This is a genomic window from Rhodococcus koreensis (assembly GCF_017068375.1).
GTDB lineage: Bacteria > Actinomycetota > Actinomycetes > Mycobacteriales > Mycobacteriaceae > Rhodococcus_F > Rhodococcus_F koreensis.
Window position 1 is genome coordinate 792,205 of record NZ_CP070610.1, and the last position, 16,864, is coordinate 809,068.

Annotated in this window: 12 protein-coding genes and 4 pseudogenes; 3 read left to right on the top strand and 13 right to left on the bottom strand. The window is 67.4% G+C overall.

The features are described 5' to 3' along the window. Nucleotides 1-356: 356 nt before the first annotated feature. The 12 genes and pseudogenes from JWS14_RS44580 to JWS14_RS44635 form a co-directional block, all read right to left on the bottom strand. A pseudogene (locus JWS14_RS44580) lies at nt 357-703 on the bottom strand (histone-like nucleoid-structuring protein Lsr2). A 114-nt stretch (nt 704-817) separates the two neighbouring features. Continuing rightward, nucleotides 818-1,132, bottom strand: a complete 315-nt coding sequence (locus tag JWS14_RS44585; RefSeq protein ID WP_061043488.1) for a hypothetical protein — start codon at nt 1,130-1,132, stop codon at nt 818-820. Between the two features lie 46 nt (nt 1,133-1,178). Next, nucleotides 1,179-2,855, bottom strand: coding sequence for a ribbon-helix-helix domain-containing protein (locus tag JWS14_RS44590; RefSeq protein ID WP_206016672.1), 1,677 nt, complete (start codon nt 2,853-2,855; stop codon nt 1,179-1,181). Nucleotides 2,856-3,010: 155 nt separating this feature from the next. Beyond that, nucleotides 3,011-3,232 (bottom strand): hypothetical protein, encoded by a 222-nt coding sequence (locus JWS14_RS44595; protein WP_061043490.1) that lies wholly within the window; start codon nt 3,230-3,232, stop codon nt 3,011-3,013. A 23-nt stretch (nt 3,233-3,255) separates the two neighbouring features. After that, nucleotides 3,256-4,325 (bottom strand): annotated as a pseudogene (locus tag JWS14_RS44600) (PDDEXK nuclease domain-containing protein). An 82-nt stretch (nt 4,326-4,407) separates the two neighbouring features. Continuing rightward, complete coding sequence (locus tag JWS14_RS44605; RefSeq protein WP_061042398.1) at nt 4,408-4,950, bottom strand: RNA polymerase sigma factor; 543 nt, start codon at nt 4,948-4,950, stop codon at nt 4,408-4,410. A 139-nt stretch (nt 4,951-5,089) separates the two neighbouring features. Further along, on the bottom strand, nt 5,090-5,500 hold the full coding sequence (locus JWS14_RS44610; protein ID WP_241031800.1) for a hypothetical protein: 411 nt from the start codon (nt 5,498-5,500) through the stop codon (nt 5,090-5,092). Between the two features lie 174 nt (nt 5,501-5,674). Further along, nucleotides 5,675-6,610 (bottom strand): C39 family peptidase, encoded by a 936-nt coding sequence (locus JWS14_RS44615; RefSeq protein ID WP_206016673.1) that lies wholly within the window; start codon nt 6,608-6,610, stop codon nt 5,675-5,677. 119 nt (nt 6,611-6,729) lie between these two features. Further along, entirely contained in the window at nt 6,730-7,599 is an 870-nt protein-coding gene (locus JWS14_RS44620) for a hypothetical protein (protein WP_206016674.1), read from the bottom strand. A gap of 209 nt (nt 7,600-7,808) precedes the next feature. Continuing rightward, a complete protein-coding gene (locus tag JWS14_RS44625) occupies nt 7,809-9,719 on the bottom strand; it encodes an Hsp70 family protein (RefSeq protein WP_206016675.1) in 1,911 nt (636 codons plus the stop codon). Nucleotides 9,720-9,975: 256 nt separating this feature from the next. Then, on the bottom strand, nt 9,976-11,403 hold the full coding sequence (locus JWS14_RS44630) for a GTPase (protein WP_206016676.1): 1,428 nt from the start codon (nt 11,401-11,403) through the stop codon (nt 9,976-9,978). Continuing rightward, nucleotides 11,400-13,292, bottom strand: a complete 1,893-nt coding sequence (locus JWS14_RS44635; protein WP_206016677.1) for a dynamin family protein — start codon at nt 13,290-13,292, stop codon at nt 11,400-11,402. Before JWS14_RS44635 ends, JWS14_RS44630 begins: the two co-directional genes overlap by 4 nt. A gap of 249 nt (nt 13,293-13,541) precedes the next feature. On the opposite strand from JWS14_RS44635, the gene JWS14_RS44640 reads away from it, so the two are divergent. The 3 genes and pseudogenes from JWS14_RS44640 to JWS14_RS50790 all read left to right on the top strand — a co-directional run bounded on the left by JWS14_RS44640 (nt 13,542) and on the right by JWS14_RS50790 (nt 16,368). Next, a complete protein-coding gene (locus JWS14_RS44640; protein ID WP_241031801.1) occupies nt 13,542-14,810 on the top strand; it encodes a DUF7373 family lipoprotein in 1,269 nt (422 codons plus the stop codon). Between the two features lie 281 nt (nt 14,811-15,091). After that, nucleotides 15,092-15,454 (top strand): hypothetical protein, encoded by a 363-nt coding sequence (locus JWS14_RS44645; protein ID WP_241031802.1) that lies wholly within the window; start codon nt 15,092-15,094, stop codon nt 15,452-15,454. A 449-nt stretch (nt 15,455-15,903) separates the two neighbouring features. After that, nucleotides 15,904-16,368: pseudogene (locus JWS14_RS50790) on the top strand (helicase associated domain-containing protein). A 119-nt stretch (nt 16,369-16,487) separates the two neighbouring features. Here JWS14_RS50790 and JWS14_RS44650 read toward each other — a convergent pair. Then, nucleotides 16,488-16,760, bottom strand: a pseudogene (locus JWS14_RS44650) (HNH endonuclease family protein); the annotation flags it as partial. Nucleotides 16,761-16,864: the final 104 nt, after the last annotated feature.

Here is a 16,864-nt window from a genome sequence, read left to right on the forward strand (position 1 = left end):
GGAACGACATGTCCCCACATGATCAGCGCACCAACATCGCCGCGGATTTACTCCGGTGTGCATCGCCTGTCCAGCCTGGTGGCCCACGCAATCCCGTCCCCGCGCCGTCACAACCCGACATGGGCTGCGCCGGTATCTTCTCGTCATATCTGAATCAGGATGGAAGCGGACTTCGTTCAGATGCCCGAATCACTCACCCGCCCGTGAAATCACCCCCAGCACCGGACTGGAGGCCGAATTGACTCATTAACCTGGGGAGATGACATGTCCCCATTGCGGCAGGGGCTGAGAAGAATTCAACGTGCAGGCTGGCACAGGCCTCAGGGTCGCGGTGCACGCCGTACGCCGCAGCGGTGTCAGTGCGCGTCTTGGAACGCCTGCTCGATGTCGGCCGGAATGCGCCCGCGTGAGGAGATTTCGTACCCCTGCTCGGTCGCCCAGGCACGGATCTCCTTGACGTTCCCGCGCCGCCGCACCGGGGCATCCTGGGCCACGGGACGATCCGAGCGTCGTTTGCGGTCACCGATCCGGGTGGCGTGCTCGACGAAGAATCCGATCTGCTTGTGAAACTTGCTGGCGTGCTTGTCTTTCAGATCAATTTCGTGGTACACCCCGTGGACGGAAAAGGTGATGTTCTCCCCGTCCTCCCGAATACGGTTCCGTCGATGTCGTCGACCAGTTCGACAACTACCTTGCACGCCACAGTTCCCCGATCTCTCACGTCTCGATACAGCAGGCAGAACCCTACTGGCGGCGGCCGATCGGGGGGACCGACCCAGGGGACGTGCCATTCCGCAGTTCAAGGGGTGCACCGGCGCTATCGGGTATGCAAGTTAGCGGTGAACCCGTAGCTCAGAGGCGGGCAGAGCGCGATCGAGGGCAGGAAGGTGGGCACCTCCGGTCCCCAGGCGTAGTGCACGTTCGCGGGGAATCCGAAGATCCAGCACACCATCTCCACTTGGTGGGTGTTCGCCGAACCCGGGGCACACGTCGACATCGCACCGAGGATGAACCGTTGCACGGTGCACCTCGGCGGGTCCGGCGATGGTGCCGCGTGTGCGGGTGCCACGGTCAGGGACAGGGCGGCGGCCACCGTGGACGCGACGAGGGCGAGGCGCAGATACCGTGACATGGGGTCCTCCGGTGGTGCGAGCCCGACCCCCGCCCATTCTCGCAGGTCAGGTGTCGCTGCCGCGGCCTGTCCGACGAATCTTCTCGCGGCGGGCATGCTTGGCCAGCAGGTGCTTCCGGTTGTTCTGGGCGCGGAACATCTCGTCGAGCATCCGGTTTTCGATGTTGTGATGGAAGCGGAGGATGCGTTTGGCCGCCAGATACACCAATTCCTGACGGTCCGAGCCGAGCCGTTCGGCGAGGGCGTCGAGGTGCACGAGGAGTTCGTCGTCGAGGGCGACGTCGACCCGGACGGTGGGCGGTGGCGGTCGCAGGTCGTGCACCGGCGCAACGGTCTCCAGGTCGCCCGTGAGGTCGCCAGGGTTGTCCAGGAGCTGGCGCACCGCAACCCGCACCAACGCCGAGCTCAACCGGGTGCCGTGCCGGTCCGCGAGCCGCTCGATGTCGCGGCGTGCGGATGGGCGGATCGACACCTTGAACTTCTCGTCGAGCCCAACGGCGCCGGCCTCGCTGATCAGCGCCGACCGGTAGTTGCCAGGGGCGGCGAGGAAGCGGTGCACCGCGACCACGACCAGGTCCCGCGGCGACGCCTCGTAGCGGGCGGCCAGGGCGCGGAAGCGGGCCGCCGTCGGCGAGTCCAGTTTCAGGGTGACCGGGTCGTGCGGCAGCGACCGTGCCTGGGCGGCCACCCGGCGGGCCTGCGCGAGGTCGACATCGGCGTGCGGGGATCCGATCAGTCTGCGGATCCCGACGCGGAGCAGTGCGGCGAGCCGGCGGGGACCGTACTCGTCCGCTAGCTCCTCGAGGCGGCGTTTGGTGTCCTCGTCGAACCGGAAGACGTGCCGGCGCCCGAATGGGTTGCCTTGCGGGCTCGGCGCCTTGCGGACGGCGGGCGCGGCGGTGGCCTGGTCAGCGGCCTGCTGGCGGCGGATGTTTCGGGCGAGGAGTTTGGCCCGGTTGGCGTCGCCGCGGTAGATCTCCTCGGTCACCGCCTTCTCGAGGTCGTGCGGGTTCGCCAGAAGCTGGCGGGCGGCCAGGCGCATGAGTTCGGCGCGGTCGGAGTCGAGCCGACCGGCAAGGGCGTCGAGTTGGTCGCGTAGGTGGTCGTCGAAGTGCACGTTCGTGCGCGGGCCCAGGGTTTCCGGGGTCAGGTCGCGGGCGGCGCCGATCGTGGCTAGGTCGGCGGTGAGGTCTCCCGGGTCGTCGAGGAGTCGGCGTACCGCGACCCGGATCGCTGCGGCGGTGAGGGCGTCGCCGTTGCGGGCGGTGAGCTTCTCGAGGCGGACCAGCGTGGAGCGGTTGAGGTACACGCGGGTGCGGCAGGTCAGATCGGTGCGGGTGTCTTCGCGGAGCACCGGGTGGCGGAATCGGCCCGCCGCGGCGAGGAAGCGGTGCAGTGCGACGCGGACGATCGCGCTGCGGTCGGTGTGGAACTCGTGGGCGAGTTGATTGAGGCGAGTGTTGGTGGCGGGGTCGAGGTCGAGGGGTCTTTCCGCCCACGTGATGCGGCGGGCGTCGGCGGAGGCCCGGCGGGCCTGGTTCAGGGCTTCGGGCACACGGTCGGGGTCGGCGAGAAGCCGTCCTGCGGCCACCCGCACCAGCGCCCCGAATCGGCGCGGGCCGATGCCGGCGGCCAGCTCCTCGAGGCGTTGTTTGGTGGTCGGATCGAACCGGAGCGGGATCGGATCCCCCACCGGTACGCGGCCCATGTTTGTCTCGCTCATCACCGGCCATTGTTCCGGTACGTCCGGGGGCCTTGATTCGCACCCCACGGCGCCACCCGCCGCCACAATCGGTCACTGCGCCCTAGCGAGCCGGTTGCTGCGAAATGCGTTGCGCCCCAGCATCCGGGGGCTGGGGGGTCGCGGGAGTGTGCGACTTAGGAGAGGTTGAGCGGTGTGTACGGGGCCGGAGGCGGCGGGGTGTACTGGCTGACCGGGACGCCGCCGATGGTGCCGAACTGGTCGAGGTCCATGCGGAACACGATTCCGTGCTCGGGGTCCCATTCGTAGGTGCCGAAGCCGTTCTCGGTGTGCTGCGGCCGCACGGTGTCTGTGCGCTCGGCCTGGTTGTTGGCGCTGCTCGGCGCAGGTTCCGTCATGCCACGACTTTACAAGAGCGGGTTCACTGCTCGGTGTCGGCACGTGGTGAGGGGGTCTCCGCCAGGTGGGTGAGGGTCTCCCCCACTGCGGAGGCGAGTTCGTCATCGGTGGGGACGAGTTCCCTAACCGGTGCGGGCAGGGTGTCGTAGGTGTAGTCGGCGACCGCCAACGGTGCGGTTGTTCCAGCCAGGGAGTAGCGGACGACGTTGTCATTTCGTCCGGCGCACAGCAGAATCCCTATGGTCGGCGCGTGCTGGTTGTGGTCGCGCAAGTTGTCGTCGATCCAGGACACGTAGAAGCCGAGCTTGCCGACGTACTCGGGTTCGAACCGGCCGACCTTGAGCTCGACGACGACGAAGCGGGCCTGGATCCAGTTGAAGAACAGCAGGTCGATGTAGAAGTCGTCGCCGTCGACGTCGAAGTGGTACTGCCGGCCGACGAACGCGAAGCCGTGCCCGAGCTCGAGCAGGAACCGTTCCAACCGTGCCATCAGCGCGGCCTCGAGTTCGCGCTCCGCGACCCGGTCGGTCAGGTCCAGGAAGTCGAAGACGTACGGGTCGCGGACCAGTTGCTGCGCCAGGTCGGAGTCACCGGTGGGCAGGTGGTCGGTGAAATTTGATGGTGCTGCCCCGATGCGCTGGTCGAGTCGGTTGCGGATTTGATGGGATAGGACATTGCGGGACCAGCCCCGCTCGAACGCCGCGGCCGCGTACCAGTCGCGAGCGGCCTGGTCGTCGAGGCGGTCGACGAGCACGGTCACGTGTCCCCACGGGATTTGTCCAACAGCTTGTTGGACGAATGCGCTCCGGGGCCATGCCGAGGCGATCTTCCGCATGTAGTGCAGATTGCTTCGTGAGAATCCGCGCATCTCGGGGAACTCGGACCGCAGGTCGACGGCAAGTCTGTCGATGACCTTGCTCCCCCACCCTCGGCTGCCTGGCGGTCCAGGATCGCGCGGCCGATGTCCCAGTACAGCAGGAGCAACTCGGTGTTGACCACGCGTGTGGCCCGGACCCGGGCCTGCCGGACCTGTGTCTTGAGGTGATTGAGGAAGTCGCGGTAGTCGTCGGGCAGCAGTGGAGAATCACTCACCCGCCCATCCTCCCGTACGACCGGAAGCACGAAGGTTGGGCACCGTCGATACGTACCGTCGGACGAATCACGTGTGGTCGACTCACGGGTCGATTGCGGGTGCGAGGAGTGTGGCCAGTTGTTTGCGGGCGCGGTGGATTCGGGTTTTCACGGTCGCGACGGTGACGCCTTGGTGTTCGGCGATGTCGGCGTAGGGCAGGGAGGCGAATTCGGCGAGCACGATGGCGACGCGGAAGTCTTCGGGGAGTTGGGCGAGGGCGCGGCGGACCGCGTCGATGGTGGTGATTTGTTCGTCGAATCGGGGTGCGGGGTCTTCGAGCAGGATGCCGTATTCGCCGTCGGTGTCGTCGAGGCTGTCGGTGTTCTTGCGGCGTCGGACGACGGCGAGGGCGGCGTTGGCGGCGATGCGGTGCAGCCAGGTGTTGAAGCGGGCGTCGCCGCGGAATTTCGGCAGGTTTTGCCAGGCGGCGGTGAGCGTGTCTTGCAGGGCGTCTTCGGCGTCGTGGGTGTTGCCGGTGATCTGCAGGCACACGTGCCAGGCGTTGGTGCGGTAGCGGCCGGCGAGTTCGGCGAAGGCGTGGTGATCGCCGGCTCGGCACGCCGCGATCAGGTCCGCGTCGTCCATGTCCTTGTCCCCCCGTGCCGTGATCACTGTCGTTGCCGCCCCCGGGCGCCGAGGGAATCGTACCCGCCGTCACATACAGCCGCCCGAGCCAGGAATCTGGTGTCCGACCGCGCCCGGGGTGGTGGGGACGTGCTGGTGGTTAGAGCGGGTCGATGTCGTGGTGCCCGCCGAGGTCGATGCCGAGGTCGGTGGGGTCGTCGGCGCCGAGGGTGGAGGGGTCGGCGCTGTCGTCGCCGAGATCGAAGTCCTGTCCGGCGGGTAGGTCGAGATCCGTGTCGGCGTCGGCGTCGGTATCGAGTTCCGGGCCTGGGACGTTGCCGTCGTCACCATCGGTGTCGAGGTCGGTGTCGTCGAGCAGGATGATGTCGTCGTCCTCGGGTACGACCGGTACGTCGTCCATGTCAGGGACGAGGTCGGTGTCGACGGGTGCGGTGGTGGGGTCGAGGGCGACCTCGAGGGCGCGCGCCCACACCTCGTCGGGCACGGGCGGCAGCGCGCCCGATACCCCCAGTGCTGCAAGGACGGAGTCGTCGTCCACTGCTGCTCTCACCTCGTTTCCCTCAGTATGTCGGCGCCGACACGGACGCCCACACTTGTTGGATGCCTCGGACCGGCGAAAGGTTCCCGCCGAGCCGCCCGCATCTTTCGGAGCACCGCCACCAATGTCGGTGATGGCCTCTCCAGTGTGCACGCCCAACCTGTTGTCGGTGGGTAGCGACAACCGCTACAGGTCGATCATCGCCCACCGGCGATCGGGTGCGGTCACCGACATTGCCACCGGGTCCGGGTGGTCGGCCAGGTCGGGATCGGGGGTGTCGGCGACCAGCATTTTGCGGCCCGAGTCCGCCCATGCGTCCTCGAACTGGTCGATGGGCACCTCGAGCTGGTTGCCGTTCGGGGCGCCGGGGTCGGAGAGGATCACCACCCCGCGGGTTTCGTCGATGCCGGCGACGACGAGGAAGTGGTCGGCCGTCTCGTCTTCCCCGGCTTCTTGGTCGGGGTTCCAGATCTCCCCCGAGTCGACCATCGCGATCACCCCGTAGCCGTCCTCGAGCTTGGTTTTCAGGTCGTCGATCGAACTGTCCTGCACGGTGCAGGGCACCCCTTGGTCCTCGAGGAGGATCTCGAGGTTCGGCAAGGTCATGCCCTGCGCGGGGTCGCCGTCCTGCATGAGTCCGAGTTCGAGGGCCCGGTCGACGAGTTGTTCGGGGTCGTCGATGACGACGCCGGTGTACTGGGCGATCATTTGGGCGGCGCTCGATGGCCCGCAGTAGCCGTCGACCTGTTGGAAGAACCAGTTCACCGACCATTCCACCGGGTCCCCGTACACCCCGTCCCCGCCACCGTCGACCGCGGACTCCCGTGCGGTGTCCAGGTCGGCGCTCGGCGCCGGGTCGGCAGCCTCCGGTTCGACCTCGCCCCGTGGCGGCGGGAGTGTTGGGGACTCGTCGAGCTCCGGGTCGAGTGCGCTCAGGTCGATGACGGACAGGTCCACCGTTCCCGTCCCGTCGACGATCATCGCGAACGGGTCGTCGTCGACCGGTGCGGGGATCGCGTCGAGGCTCTCGTCGACGGGGACCGGTTCGCCGAGGTAGGTGTCGTCGTCGAGTGGGGTGGCGGACCAGGCTGCTGCGTCCAGATCCGCGGCGATGTCATCCATTCGGTGCTCTCCCGGTGTGAGGTTCGGCCGCAACATAAGTCGGGGGGTGCGGGGTGCACTCCCCCACCGGCCGTTCGAGGCTGGCGGGCGCCGCCCGGCGCGGCGCCCAGGGGTGGGGGTCAGGCCAGGTCGGTGACCGTCTGGTCGGCCGGCGTCTCGGCCGGGTACGTTCCGGCCTGCTCGTGGTAGTGGTCCTCGGCGGGGATGAGGGCTTCGAACTGCTCGATCGACCCGAGGTGCCCGTCGGTGGCGGTGTCGAACGACTCCTGGGTGCCGTCGTTGTCGGTGTCGGCGGTGCGCAGGTCGAAGGTGCCGTCCCCGTTGGTGTCGACCAGGGTGTCGTTGGTGATGCCGTCGAGGTCGGTATCGAGGAGGGCGGTGTCGAAGCGGCCGTCGCCGTTGCTGTCGATCAGGTGCACGTCCGGGTTGCCGTCGGCGGTGGTGTCGAGCCGGGTGTCGGTGATCCGCCCGTCCTCGATGACGTCCTGGCGGATCGGTGCGCCGGTGGCGGGGTCGAGGTGGGTCGCGAGATCGACGGTTCCGTCGTCGTCGAGGTCCTCGGCGAGGCGGATCCCGGTGGCGGTGGGGGCGATACCGGTTTCGTAGGTGCCGTTGCCGTCGGTGTCCTGCTCGACGAGGGTGATGGAGCCGTCCTCGTCGATGTGGGTGATGGTTTCGACGCCCTCGATGCGGGTGTGGATCAGGTCGACGTTTCCGTCGCCGTCGACGTCTCGCGGCGAGTAGTACTCTCCGCCGGCGCCGGCGCCCAGATCGGTCTCGCCGGCGGCGCCGGCTCCCAGGTCGGTGTCGTCGGCGATGGGGCCCGGAGCGGTACCGGCTCCGACTGGATCGACTGCGACCGGCGACTGCTCGCCCACGGCGGGGGCGGAGGTGTAGGTGGCATCGCGCGGGTCCCCGGTCAGGTTGGGGCTGGGCGAGGTGGTGCCGGTGGTGGTCTGGTTGTCCTGTGCGCCGCGGGGGTTGCTCATCTCGAATCCTTGTCCGTCGAAGGTATTGGCCGGGAAGCCGGAGTTTCCCTGTGCTGTCGAGAGTTGGATGCGGTGAGTGCCCCGAAAGGTTCCCGGCTTGCCGAAAACTTTGCGGCTGGCCGTGACCGGGGACGAAAGGCCTGCACAGACAGCTGCGCCCGCCCCGAAAGAAGGGCGGGCGCAGGGAGTCTCTGCAGTATTCGTGGGAGTTAGTTGATCAGGCCGGCGCGGGAGAGGAACGTCTTCGCCCCGTCGAGGCCCTGGGCGTCGCTGAAGCTGGCCATCACCCCGGTCGAGCTGTTGGCGTACCAGATCGAGTAGGTGTTCGCGTAGCCCGGACCGTCGATGTGTGCGGCCGCGGTCCGCGGGATGTTCTCCACGATCTCGTTGTCGGTCGAGGTGGTGTCGTTCTGGAAGCCCTGCCGGATGCCGAGGACCCGCTTTTTTGCCTCGGCGGCGTCGACGCTGACGACTATCGACTGGTAGTCCTGGTCGGAGATCCCGGCGGTCAACGCGGTGCCCTCTTTCAGGGTGCATTGCATCTGCAGGCCACCGTTCTCGGTTTCCCCGTTTGTTTTGCAGTTCTCCAGATCTGTCCGCAAGGCTGCCGGAAGGGCGCCCAGTACAGCATCTTTCGTGGTCGGGACCTGAGTGTTCCCGGTCCCGGAGGCGCCGGCCTGCTCTGCGTTCGCGGTGTCACCGGCTGCGGCTGCGGTGTCGGCGGGCGGCACCTGATCAGTTGCACCCTTGTCTCCGGTGAGGGCAATCGCTCCGATGACCCCGGCGGCGATCACCACGGCGGCGGCCGCGGCGCCGATCACCGTCCACTTCCTCTTACCCGTACCTGTGCCTGTTCCTGCCGGCGCCGGAGCTGGCGTGGGGGCGGGTTGCCATGCCACCGTCGTTCGGTCCGGACCGAACGACGGGATGGGTGCCGTTCCAGCCGGCCCGCCCGGGCCGTCTGGCGGCGACGGCGGCGTGGGATGGGTGTACCGCGACCCGACTCCGCCTACGGCGGCGGTGTTGCCGAGGCCGCGGACGATCGGGGCGGCGGCCGCGATCGCCCCCTGCGCGACGACGGTCTTCGGGTCGTCGAGAGTGGCGATCGGCCCGAGTGCCTTGAGGTGTTCCTGCACGATCGGAATTCGGGAGGACCCTCCGGTCAGATACAGCGCGTGCAGCCCGCTGGGGTCGGTGACGTGGGCGTCGGCGAGGGTCGCCCGGGTGAGGGTGACCGCCTTCTCCAATGCCGGGGTGATGAGCTCCTCGAACTCCTCCCGGGTGATCTGGAACTTCTCGGTGTGCCCGCCGCCGGCGACGGTGATGGTCGCCGAAGGCGCTTCCGAGAGCAGTTCCTTGGCGCGGCGGATCGAATCGTCGAGGGCGTGCCGGATGTCGATCGGTGCCGATCGCAGATAGTCACCCAGTTCGGGGTTGCGGGCGTCGAGTTGCTCGTCGACCCACCGGCGGATGTAGGCGTCGAAGTTCTTGCCGCCGAGGCCGTTGTCGCCGCGCGCGGCGACCACGTCGAATGTGCCGTGGTCGTTGGCGGCCAACACGGCGATGTCGAGGGTGCCGCCGCCGAAGTCGAATACCGCGATCTTCGCACCGGGGGGCAGGGTGTTCGACCGCGAATAGTAGTGCGCCGCCGCCCGCGGTTCGGACACCGTGGTCACCTGTGAGGGGTCCAGCCCGAGTTGGGCGGCGGCGTCCAGGAGTACCTGGATCTCGCGTGGGGACCAGGCCTCCGGGTGGGTGAGCACTAGCTGGGCGGGTGCCTGCCCGGCGTGGGCGGCCCGGGCCCGGGCCATGACCGAATCGAGTACCGCGGCGACCGGCACCGACGATGCGATCGCGTAGCCGTTGACGTTGACCACGCCCTGCCCGATCACTCGCTTCGGTGAGGGCATGTAGGCGGCGGGGTTGGTTTCGGCGCGGTTGGTGGCCACGTCTCCGACCGCGATCTGGTGTGGGGATTCGACGAACACCGCGGAGGACATGGTGGTGCGGTTGTGGCTGAGTTGCAGTGCTTCCACCGCGCCGCTGACCGCGCCGGTGTGTGCGGCGGCGGTGTTGGATGTGCCGAAGTCGATCCCCAGCAGCCAGTCCGGCCTAGACATTGATACCCCTCGACGTCGAACCCCACGGAATGCACCCGGCGGCCTGTGCAGCGCGGCCGCGCCCGGGCATCATGTCACGGCGGCGCGGGGGCGGTGGCTGCGGCGTTCGGTAGAACATCACGGGTCGGTCCTTCCACAGGGGGTTTGTGTCGGCGGGTGATAGTTCGATGCGCGTCGCGGGCGAAAGGTTCCCGCCCCGGGGTGCCCCGATCGCACGGGGCTGCCGTCATGGGGGGTGCCGTCATGGGGGTGCGGGTCAGGTGGCGGCGAGGGTGCTGTAGGTGTGCTGCAGCACGATCAGGGCGGCGTCCTCGGCCGCGGTCATCGTCGACAGCGCCTGAGTGTGTGCCCAGCTCAATTTCTGCTGCGCCGTTGCCCGCACCTGGTCCGGGCCCGCGCTGTCGGGGAGCCCGAGCTGCCCGGCCGGGGTGTGATGTTCGAGGAGCCTTCGCAGTTCGGTGGTGACCGGGGAGCGGGGATCGGCCTCGAGCATGGACTTGAGGTGTTCGAACAGCACCACGGTGTGCAGGGCGGGGTCGCGGCGCAGGTGGTCCACGACGCCGCGAATCTGGTCTCGGGCGGGGTGGGTGAACGCGAGTTGGTCGAGTTCGCGGATGATCCGGCTGGCCCGGTGCACGGCGGCGAACCGGCTCAGGTGCTGCGAGAGCACTCCCCGCAGCTGTGGGATCCCCGAGTGCGCGGTCAACCACTCGTTCAGGGCGGCGGCCCCGCGGGCGGCGACGTCGCGGCCATGGATGATTCCGTACTCGCCGACCAGATCGAGGAGCCGATCGCGCACCGCCGCGGGCACCACGGTAGGGATATCGGTGTCGAGGAGCTCGAGCACCTCGAGCGGCCCGTACCCGGTCAGCGACGCCAGCGCGCGGGCGTCGGACTCGGTGAGCGCCCCGGTGTGGGAGGTTTCGGCGAGCAGCCCGGCGATCGGCATCACCGTCATGACGGTGTCGGCGAGCCGGTCCGCCAGGACCCGTGCGTGGGCGATCGCGTGCTCGAGCGGATTGCGCTGCCCCAGTGCGCCTTCCCCGAACCCGTCGGCTCGGGAGAGGACTCCGAGGGTGTTCAGCGGGGTGAATCCGAGTTGTTTGAGGAAGGAGATCTCGTCGGCGCGGGGAGCGGAGTCGAACAGGAACACCGCGGCGTCGGCGTCGACGGAGGCGGTGCGGGTCTGCTCGAACCCGTCGATGAGCACCCGGCGGGTGCGGGCCTCGTTCTCGGCGGTCAGCGTGGCCAGACCGGGGGTGTCGACCAGGGTGAAATCGCGGATCGCCACCGAGGGCAGCCACCGGTGCAAGTAGGCAACCTGTTCCGGGTCGACCCCCAGGTCGGCGGTGTGGCCGCGGGACAGGTGCAGCGGGCGGCGGGAGCCGTCCAGTAAGACCACCTCTGCGCGGGAGGGGGCGCCGTCCTGATAGACGGCGACGATGCTGGTGGCCTCGAGGGCGGCGGTTTCGGCGACCGGCGCCCCGATCAGGGCGTTGACCAGCGTCGACTTGCCAGCCTTGAGTCGGCCGACGATCACGATCCGCGGCGGGGACCAAAGGATCTGACCGATCCGGTTGGCGTGCGCGGCCAGATCGGGGCCCAGCGCGGCGAGCGCGTGCAACGCCCGATCCAGGCCGGCGCGCACCGGATCCCAGGCCGGTGCAGTCGGGGTGGCCGTCACCGGAGATCACCGCCCGCGTCGGCCGAGGGTGTGGTGTGCGTGGACAGTTCGGCGATCAGGGATTCGGCGCGGGTGATGTTGTTCTCGACCACCCGCAGGTTGTTCTGCAGGCGGGTCAGCTTCTTCTCCCGGGTGGCCTTGTCGGCCCGGGCGGTGTCCTCGGCATCTTTGATCTGCCCCTGCAGGGTTGCGATCGAGGCCTTCACGTGTTCGCGGTAGCGGATCACGATTTCCGGGCGAGCAAGCGCCAGGGTGGATTCGAGCATCCGCGCGGTGGTGGTCTTCGTGGTCGCGATCGTCTCCCGCAACCAGCCCAGCAGGTTGGTCTTCCCTGCCCGCATCGCCTTGAAACCGAGATTGAACCCCACCCAGGCGACGCCGACGACCGCCCCGACCCCCATCATCGCCGAGACCCCGATCAGACCGCCGAGCATCGACGAGCCCATCACCCCCATGGTGATCATCGACGGATCGAGGAGCCCCTGCCGTTTGCCGGCGACCTGGTGGGTTTCGAGGGTGCGGTTCGACAACGTCGCGAGGACCTGCTCGGAAATTTCGTGCCAGATGACCTCCGAGGCAAACCGCGGTTGCACGATCTGGGTGTAGAGCTGCTCGAGGAACAGGTTGACCGACCCCGCCATCGCCGCCTGGAAATCGCGCTCCATCTCCGCGGTGAAATGTTGCGGGTTCCGACGCAGCACCGCCATCCCGTTCTTGTTGATCCGGGTGGTCCACTTCTGCCGGATATCGTCGAGGCGGCGGTCGAGGTCGTCGGTGGCGTGCTGGCGGATCAACGTCAGGTCCCGTTGCAGGTACTGCTCCCACTGCGTCGAGTGATCTTTGAGGCCCTGCAACTCGGCCAGCTGTGCGGTCAGATCCGGGATGACCTCGCCGCTGCGGGTGATCGCCGCGATTTGGGTGCGCATGTCCGTCGCCAACGTACGCAACCCCTCGACCGCGGTCCGCAGCCCGGTGATCGCCGGAAGGTGTTCGGCAATGGCGAGTTTCGAGTCGATCAGGTTGCGCAGCTCGACGATCCCGGACCGTGCCTCGGCATGGTCGCGCTGCGGGCCGGGTGCCATCTCCGCGGCGATCACCGCACGCAGACTCGACACCCCGACCACCGGAATCTGCCGGCCCAGGTGCCGCGTTAGGAGTTCGCGGTCTTCGTCGACGATCGGACGCCAGCGGCGGATGTTCTTGTCGGTCTTGGTGACCACCACGATCAGTGATTCCACCGCGGACCCGGTCTTGTCGATGAACGCCATCTCCGGAGCCGTCAGCGGGGTGGTGGCATCGCACACGATCACCAACACGCATGCCTGCGACGCGGACGCTTCCGCCAGGACCGCGTAGGACGGGTCCAGTCCGCCCACCCCGGGGGTGTCGATCACGGTGACGTCACCGAGTCGGCTGCCGGCCACCGGGACGATCGCCCGGGTGGGCAACTCCTCGACTCGATTGTCGGTGACATGGGTGCCCTCGCACGAGACCCAGTCCGCCAACTCGGCGTGCGGGATTTGCTCGGTTCGGTCCGGGAACAGGATCTGCGCCGTCCCGCCGGGTTGCTCGACGGTGGCCTCACCGAAGCTGATCGTCGTCGATGTCGTCACGTCCACGCCTACTGGGGAGGCGCCGCGCCAGCCGACCAGCGCATTGACCAAGGAGCTCTTTCCCCGCTTGACCTCGCCGACCACGACCACCGAGCGGGTCTGTTCCATGCTTTGGGCGCGCTGTTCGGCGAGGTCGCTGATTGCGTCGTACCCGAACGGGCGCAGGATCTTGTCGGTGATCGACGAGAGCAGCACCTCGGCGCGCTCCCGCGGCGGCGCTTCGGCGGCTGGGGAGGCAACGGTGGCCGGTTGCCCGGCTTGGGCTGCGGATTCCACGCCCTCTCCCCTTCCCGTCGTCGATCTGTGTGCGCCCGGGTGTGGGCGCCGTCGAACCCTAGCGTGACCGGGCCTGGGCCTGCATCGCCAACCGGCCACCTCCCCCCACGGCGGGTGGGTGTGACGGAGGCCACCAGAAAGGTGTGGGAACCTTCCAGGCGGTCGCGGCCTCCAACTACCAAGACCACACGCTCCCGCCCGGCGACGCCGACACTCGCGGGGTGAGACAGGGAAGGGATCAACAAGACTATGAGGACAACCACGTGGATGCCGGCGGCAGTGCTCGCCACTGCAGTGCTGTTGGCCGGCTGCACCAGCACCGACACCACCGCCGAACCCACCGGTAAATCCGGCGGAGACCAAACTGCGACCGCGAGTGTCGATCCAGCCGCCCTCGACACCGGCAGCTACGCGACCAGCCCAGCCCCGGAGTTCGGGCGGGCCACCCAGGAAACCATCCTCGACGTCGACGGGCAGCGGCTCGCCGAGTTCACCGTCGTTCCCTTCGAGATCGACCCGGAACTGACCTCGGTGAAGATGCCCACGATGGTGATGCGCAGCGGCAAGAACCTCGGTGTCGTCCTCAGCGACGCCGCCGGGGACATCGCCCACAACCACCAGATGCTCTACGGCTACGTCTCGACCGCCGCCACCCCCACCACGAAGACGACCGATCCGTCCCGGTCCGTCGTCCAAGCAGTGATGCGGTTCAACAATCCTGAGGACGCCGCCGCGACCGCCCGCGAGATCCACCAGAACCTGCTCACCGTCGACGACGGCACCGGCCTCGAGACCGCCGAGAACATCGACATCCTGCCCAACACCCTGGTCTCGACCGGACAGACGAATTTCGATGCCGGACCCGAGGTCTCGGTCAACGCGTTCACCCCCCACGGGGACTACCTGCTCTACACCTGGGCGAAAGCCCCCGCCGCCGACAAGGACTGGACCGCGAAGGCCGTCGCGAAGTCCCTCCAACTGCAAGAACCGCTGATCGACCAGTTCCCGGCCACCCCGACCCGCGCCCAGAACGGTGGACAGTCCGCGCAGCTGCCCATGATCGACCAGGACAAGGTCCTGATCTACGCCCTCCCCGAAGAAGACGCCCAAGCCCAACTCGGCGACGACATGGCCGCCTACGGGCCCCGCGGGATGGCGCACCGCTCCACCAACCCGCCGCTGACCTACAAGATCCTGACCGACGCCGGATCCGACCACAACGCCGTCTACAAGACCACCGTCTACCGGGCCAAAGACGATGCCGGCGCCGAGACGATCCTCACCGAGTTCTACAACGACCTTCTCGCCGAAGGCTTCACCGCAGCCCCCACCCCGCAGGGCCTGCCCGACGCGAAATGCGCCACCAAGGACACCGTCAACGGCACCCAGGACTACTGCATGGTCGCCAACGGGCGTTACGTCGGCGAAGCCAGCGGCACCGACAACAAGAAGGACGTCGATCAGCAGATCTCCGCTCAGTACCTGATCCTCGAGCACGCCGACCAGAACGCCGAATAACCAACGCTGGATACAGCTGACACCGCACCCTGTGACTGTGGCCTCGCCGACAACGGCGAGGCCACAGCCACACTCATCCGACGGGCGTCGCGAAACAACGTCAAGATCCGCGATGGAGACCTCCGGATGCCGATCGCCGTCAAGGACGCCCACTGACCACGGTCTGCCCCCGGCAGGCCCGGACGCTGCAGAAGTGGGGCCCCACCCAGATGCCCCGGCACGTGTCCGTCAGTACCGTCGACCAGGACTGATCTCTCAACGTCTCTTGCTACCGTCTGACAGTGCGCTCATTTCTCAGCAGTCGTGGCCCGTTGTACTGGAACCGGATCCAGCAAGAAGCCAGCGACCGGTGGCTCACCGACGGCAGCCGCGGATTGCGCGGCATGACACGCACACCGCCACCGCTGAGCGACCATGAGTGCGCAACCCTGGTTGCGGCGCTGGTCGAAACAACGGGCGGCAGGTGGCCGGCCACGCAAGCTCGGATCGCCCGAGTCCTCACCAGGCTCGACATCGACGGCAACGCACCGGAAATGGCACGAACAATCCACACGTTGATCGCCGATCCCGACTGGCCCGCCCACGCTCTCGAGATCGAATCCAGCGCCACCGAGTGGTGGCTTCAGGCATCCCCGCTGATGTGACAGCCCGACCAGGATTCCCGATGGTGGGCATGTCCGTCGTCGTAGCGGACAATTGCGGGAATTCCCAGGTTGAGATCGGCGCACTACTGCATATAGGTGCGAGCCGAGTTCTTGCCGATGCACTCCCCCGCCATGGCTGAGACCATCCCCACTCAACGGTGTATCTGCAGTAGGAATTGTCGTCCGTGGCCGCGGGTCTGGCGCTGAATCGAGAACAGAAACAGGATGCAACCTGGTGATCACCCCAGCGATCGCACTGATCACCCTGCAGTGTTTCCGAGCAATAAGACACGGCCAGCCATCGGCAAGAGGGATCTGTTCCAGCAGCGCATCCCCCTACGTTTTATTCGATAATCCTGCTTTCTTGCAGAATCGTCAAACCGATTGACATACTTGAAATAATGACAAGTTCGAAGACGTGCAACGGTTTTCGGAAGGATGCGATATCAATGCGCGCCACCCAGTCCGCAGCCTCTCCCCTGCAGCTCTACCGCATTTTTCGGTGTCAACATCCTCGCACTGCGATCCCGGCCGCTACGTCACCGAAGACGGCTTCCGACTGGGGCGTTGGCAAGAGCGCCAGCGGGTTGCCCGAATGCTCGGCACCCTGCCGCCCAACGCATCCAGCAACTCGATGCGATCGGGTTCATGTGGAGCGATAACGACGATGTCCCAGTTCCGGCTGTGTCACGTGCCGACAGCAAGCGGCGGCGGATGCTCACCGAAATCGCTGCGTACCGCGAAGAGCACGGCAACGCGCTGGTGCCCGCGAACTATGTCACCGCCGACGGCGAACAGCCGCTCTCGGGGTCTCCCCCGGTCCACGGTCGCAGGGTCCACGAACGTCGGCACAGCACACCGGAGCGGGAGTCCATCGCCGCACCCGGCGGCTTTCGGCTCAGGCGCGGAGTTGAGCGCGAATCCGCTGGCTGCACATCCATTCCCGCAGATGAACTAGCGCTCTCCTACGTCGGGGGCAGCGATGGTGTCCACCACTGCCCCCGCGGCCCGAACCCAGGGGTGGGTGTCGTTAGCAGGAGTGCAGGACCTGGCTCATCGCGTCCTTCTCGGCCTGGGTTACCCACAGCCGGTACAGGGCCTTGACGTCGATCTGCCGCGAGACGTAGGTGCACCGGTAGCTCTTGTTCGGCGGCAACCAGGATGCGGCGTCGGAATCGGACTTCTGCGAATTCGTGGGCCCGTCGACCGCCTGCAGGTTCCGTGGGTCGTTGGCCAGGTCGCGGCGCTGCTCCGGGCTGAGTTGCTGGGCACCCTTCTGCCACGCATCCGAGAGTGCGACGACGTGGTATCCGGTACTAGGAGTGTTGTGCCGTTCACATCATCGACATGGGTGTAGTTCATTGGCCATCCTCGTCACTGGTACGCGTATCGGACATTGGCATGCGATGC

What these genes read in the sequence shown, in the direction of transcription:
- JWS14_RS44620 (WP_206016674.1), bottom strand. Translation starts at nt 7,599, where the DNA reads ATGAGCAACCCCCGCGGCGCACAGGACAACCAGACCACCACCGGCACC.
- JWS14_RS44590 (WP_206016672.1), bottom strand. Translation starts at nt 2,855, where the DNA reads ATGAGCGAGACAAACATGGGCCGCGTACCGGTGGGGGATCCGATCCCG.
- JWS14_RS44615 (WP_206016673.1), bottom strand. Translation starts at nt 6,610, where the DNA reads ATGGATGACATCGCCGCGGATCTGGACGCAGCAGCCTGGTCCGCCACC.
- JWS14_RS44595 (WP_061043490.1), bottom strand. Translation starts at nt 3,232, where the DNA reads ATGACGGAACCTGCGCCGAGCAGCGCCAACAACCAGGCCGAGCGCACA.
- JWS14_RS44585 (WP_061043488.1), bottom strand. Translation starts at nt 1,132, where the DNA reads ATGTCACGGTATCTGCGCCTCGCCCTCGTCGCGTCCACGGTGGCCGCC.
- JWS14_RS44625 (WP_206016675.1), bottom strand. Translation starts at nt 9,719, where the DNA reads ATGTCTAGGCCGGACTGGCTGCTGGGGATCGACTTCGGCACATCCAAC.
- JWS14_RS44640 (WP_241031801.1), top strand. Translation starts at nt 13,542, where the DNA reads ATGAGGACAACCACGTGGATGCCGGCGGCAGTGCTCGCCACTGCAGTG.
- JWS14_RS44605 (WP_061042398.1), bottom strand. Translation starts at nt 4,950, where the DNA reads ATGGACGACGCGGACCTGATCGCGGCGTGCCGAGCCGGCGATCACCAC.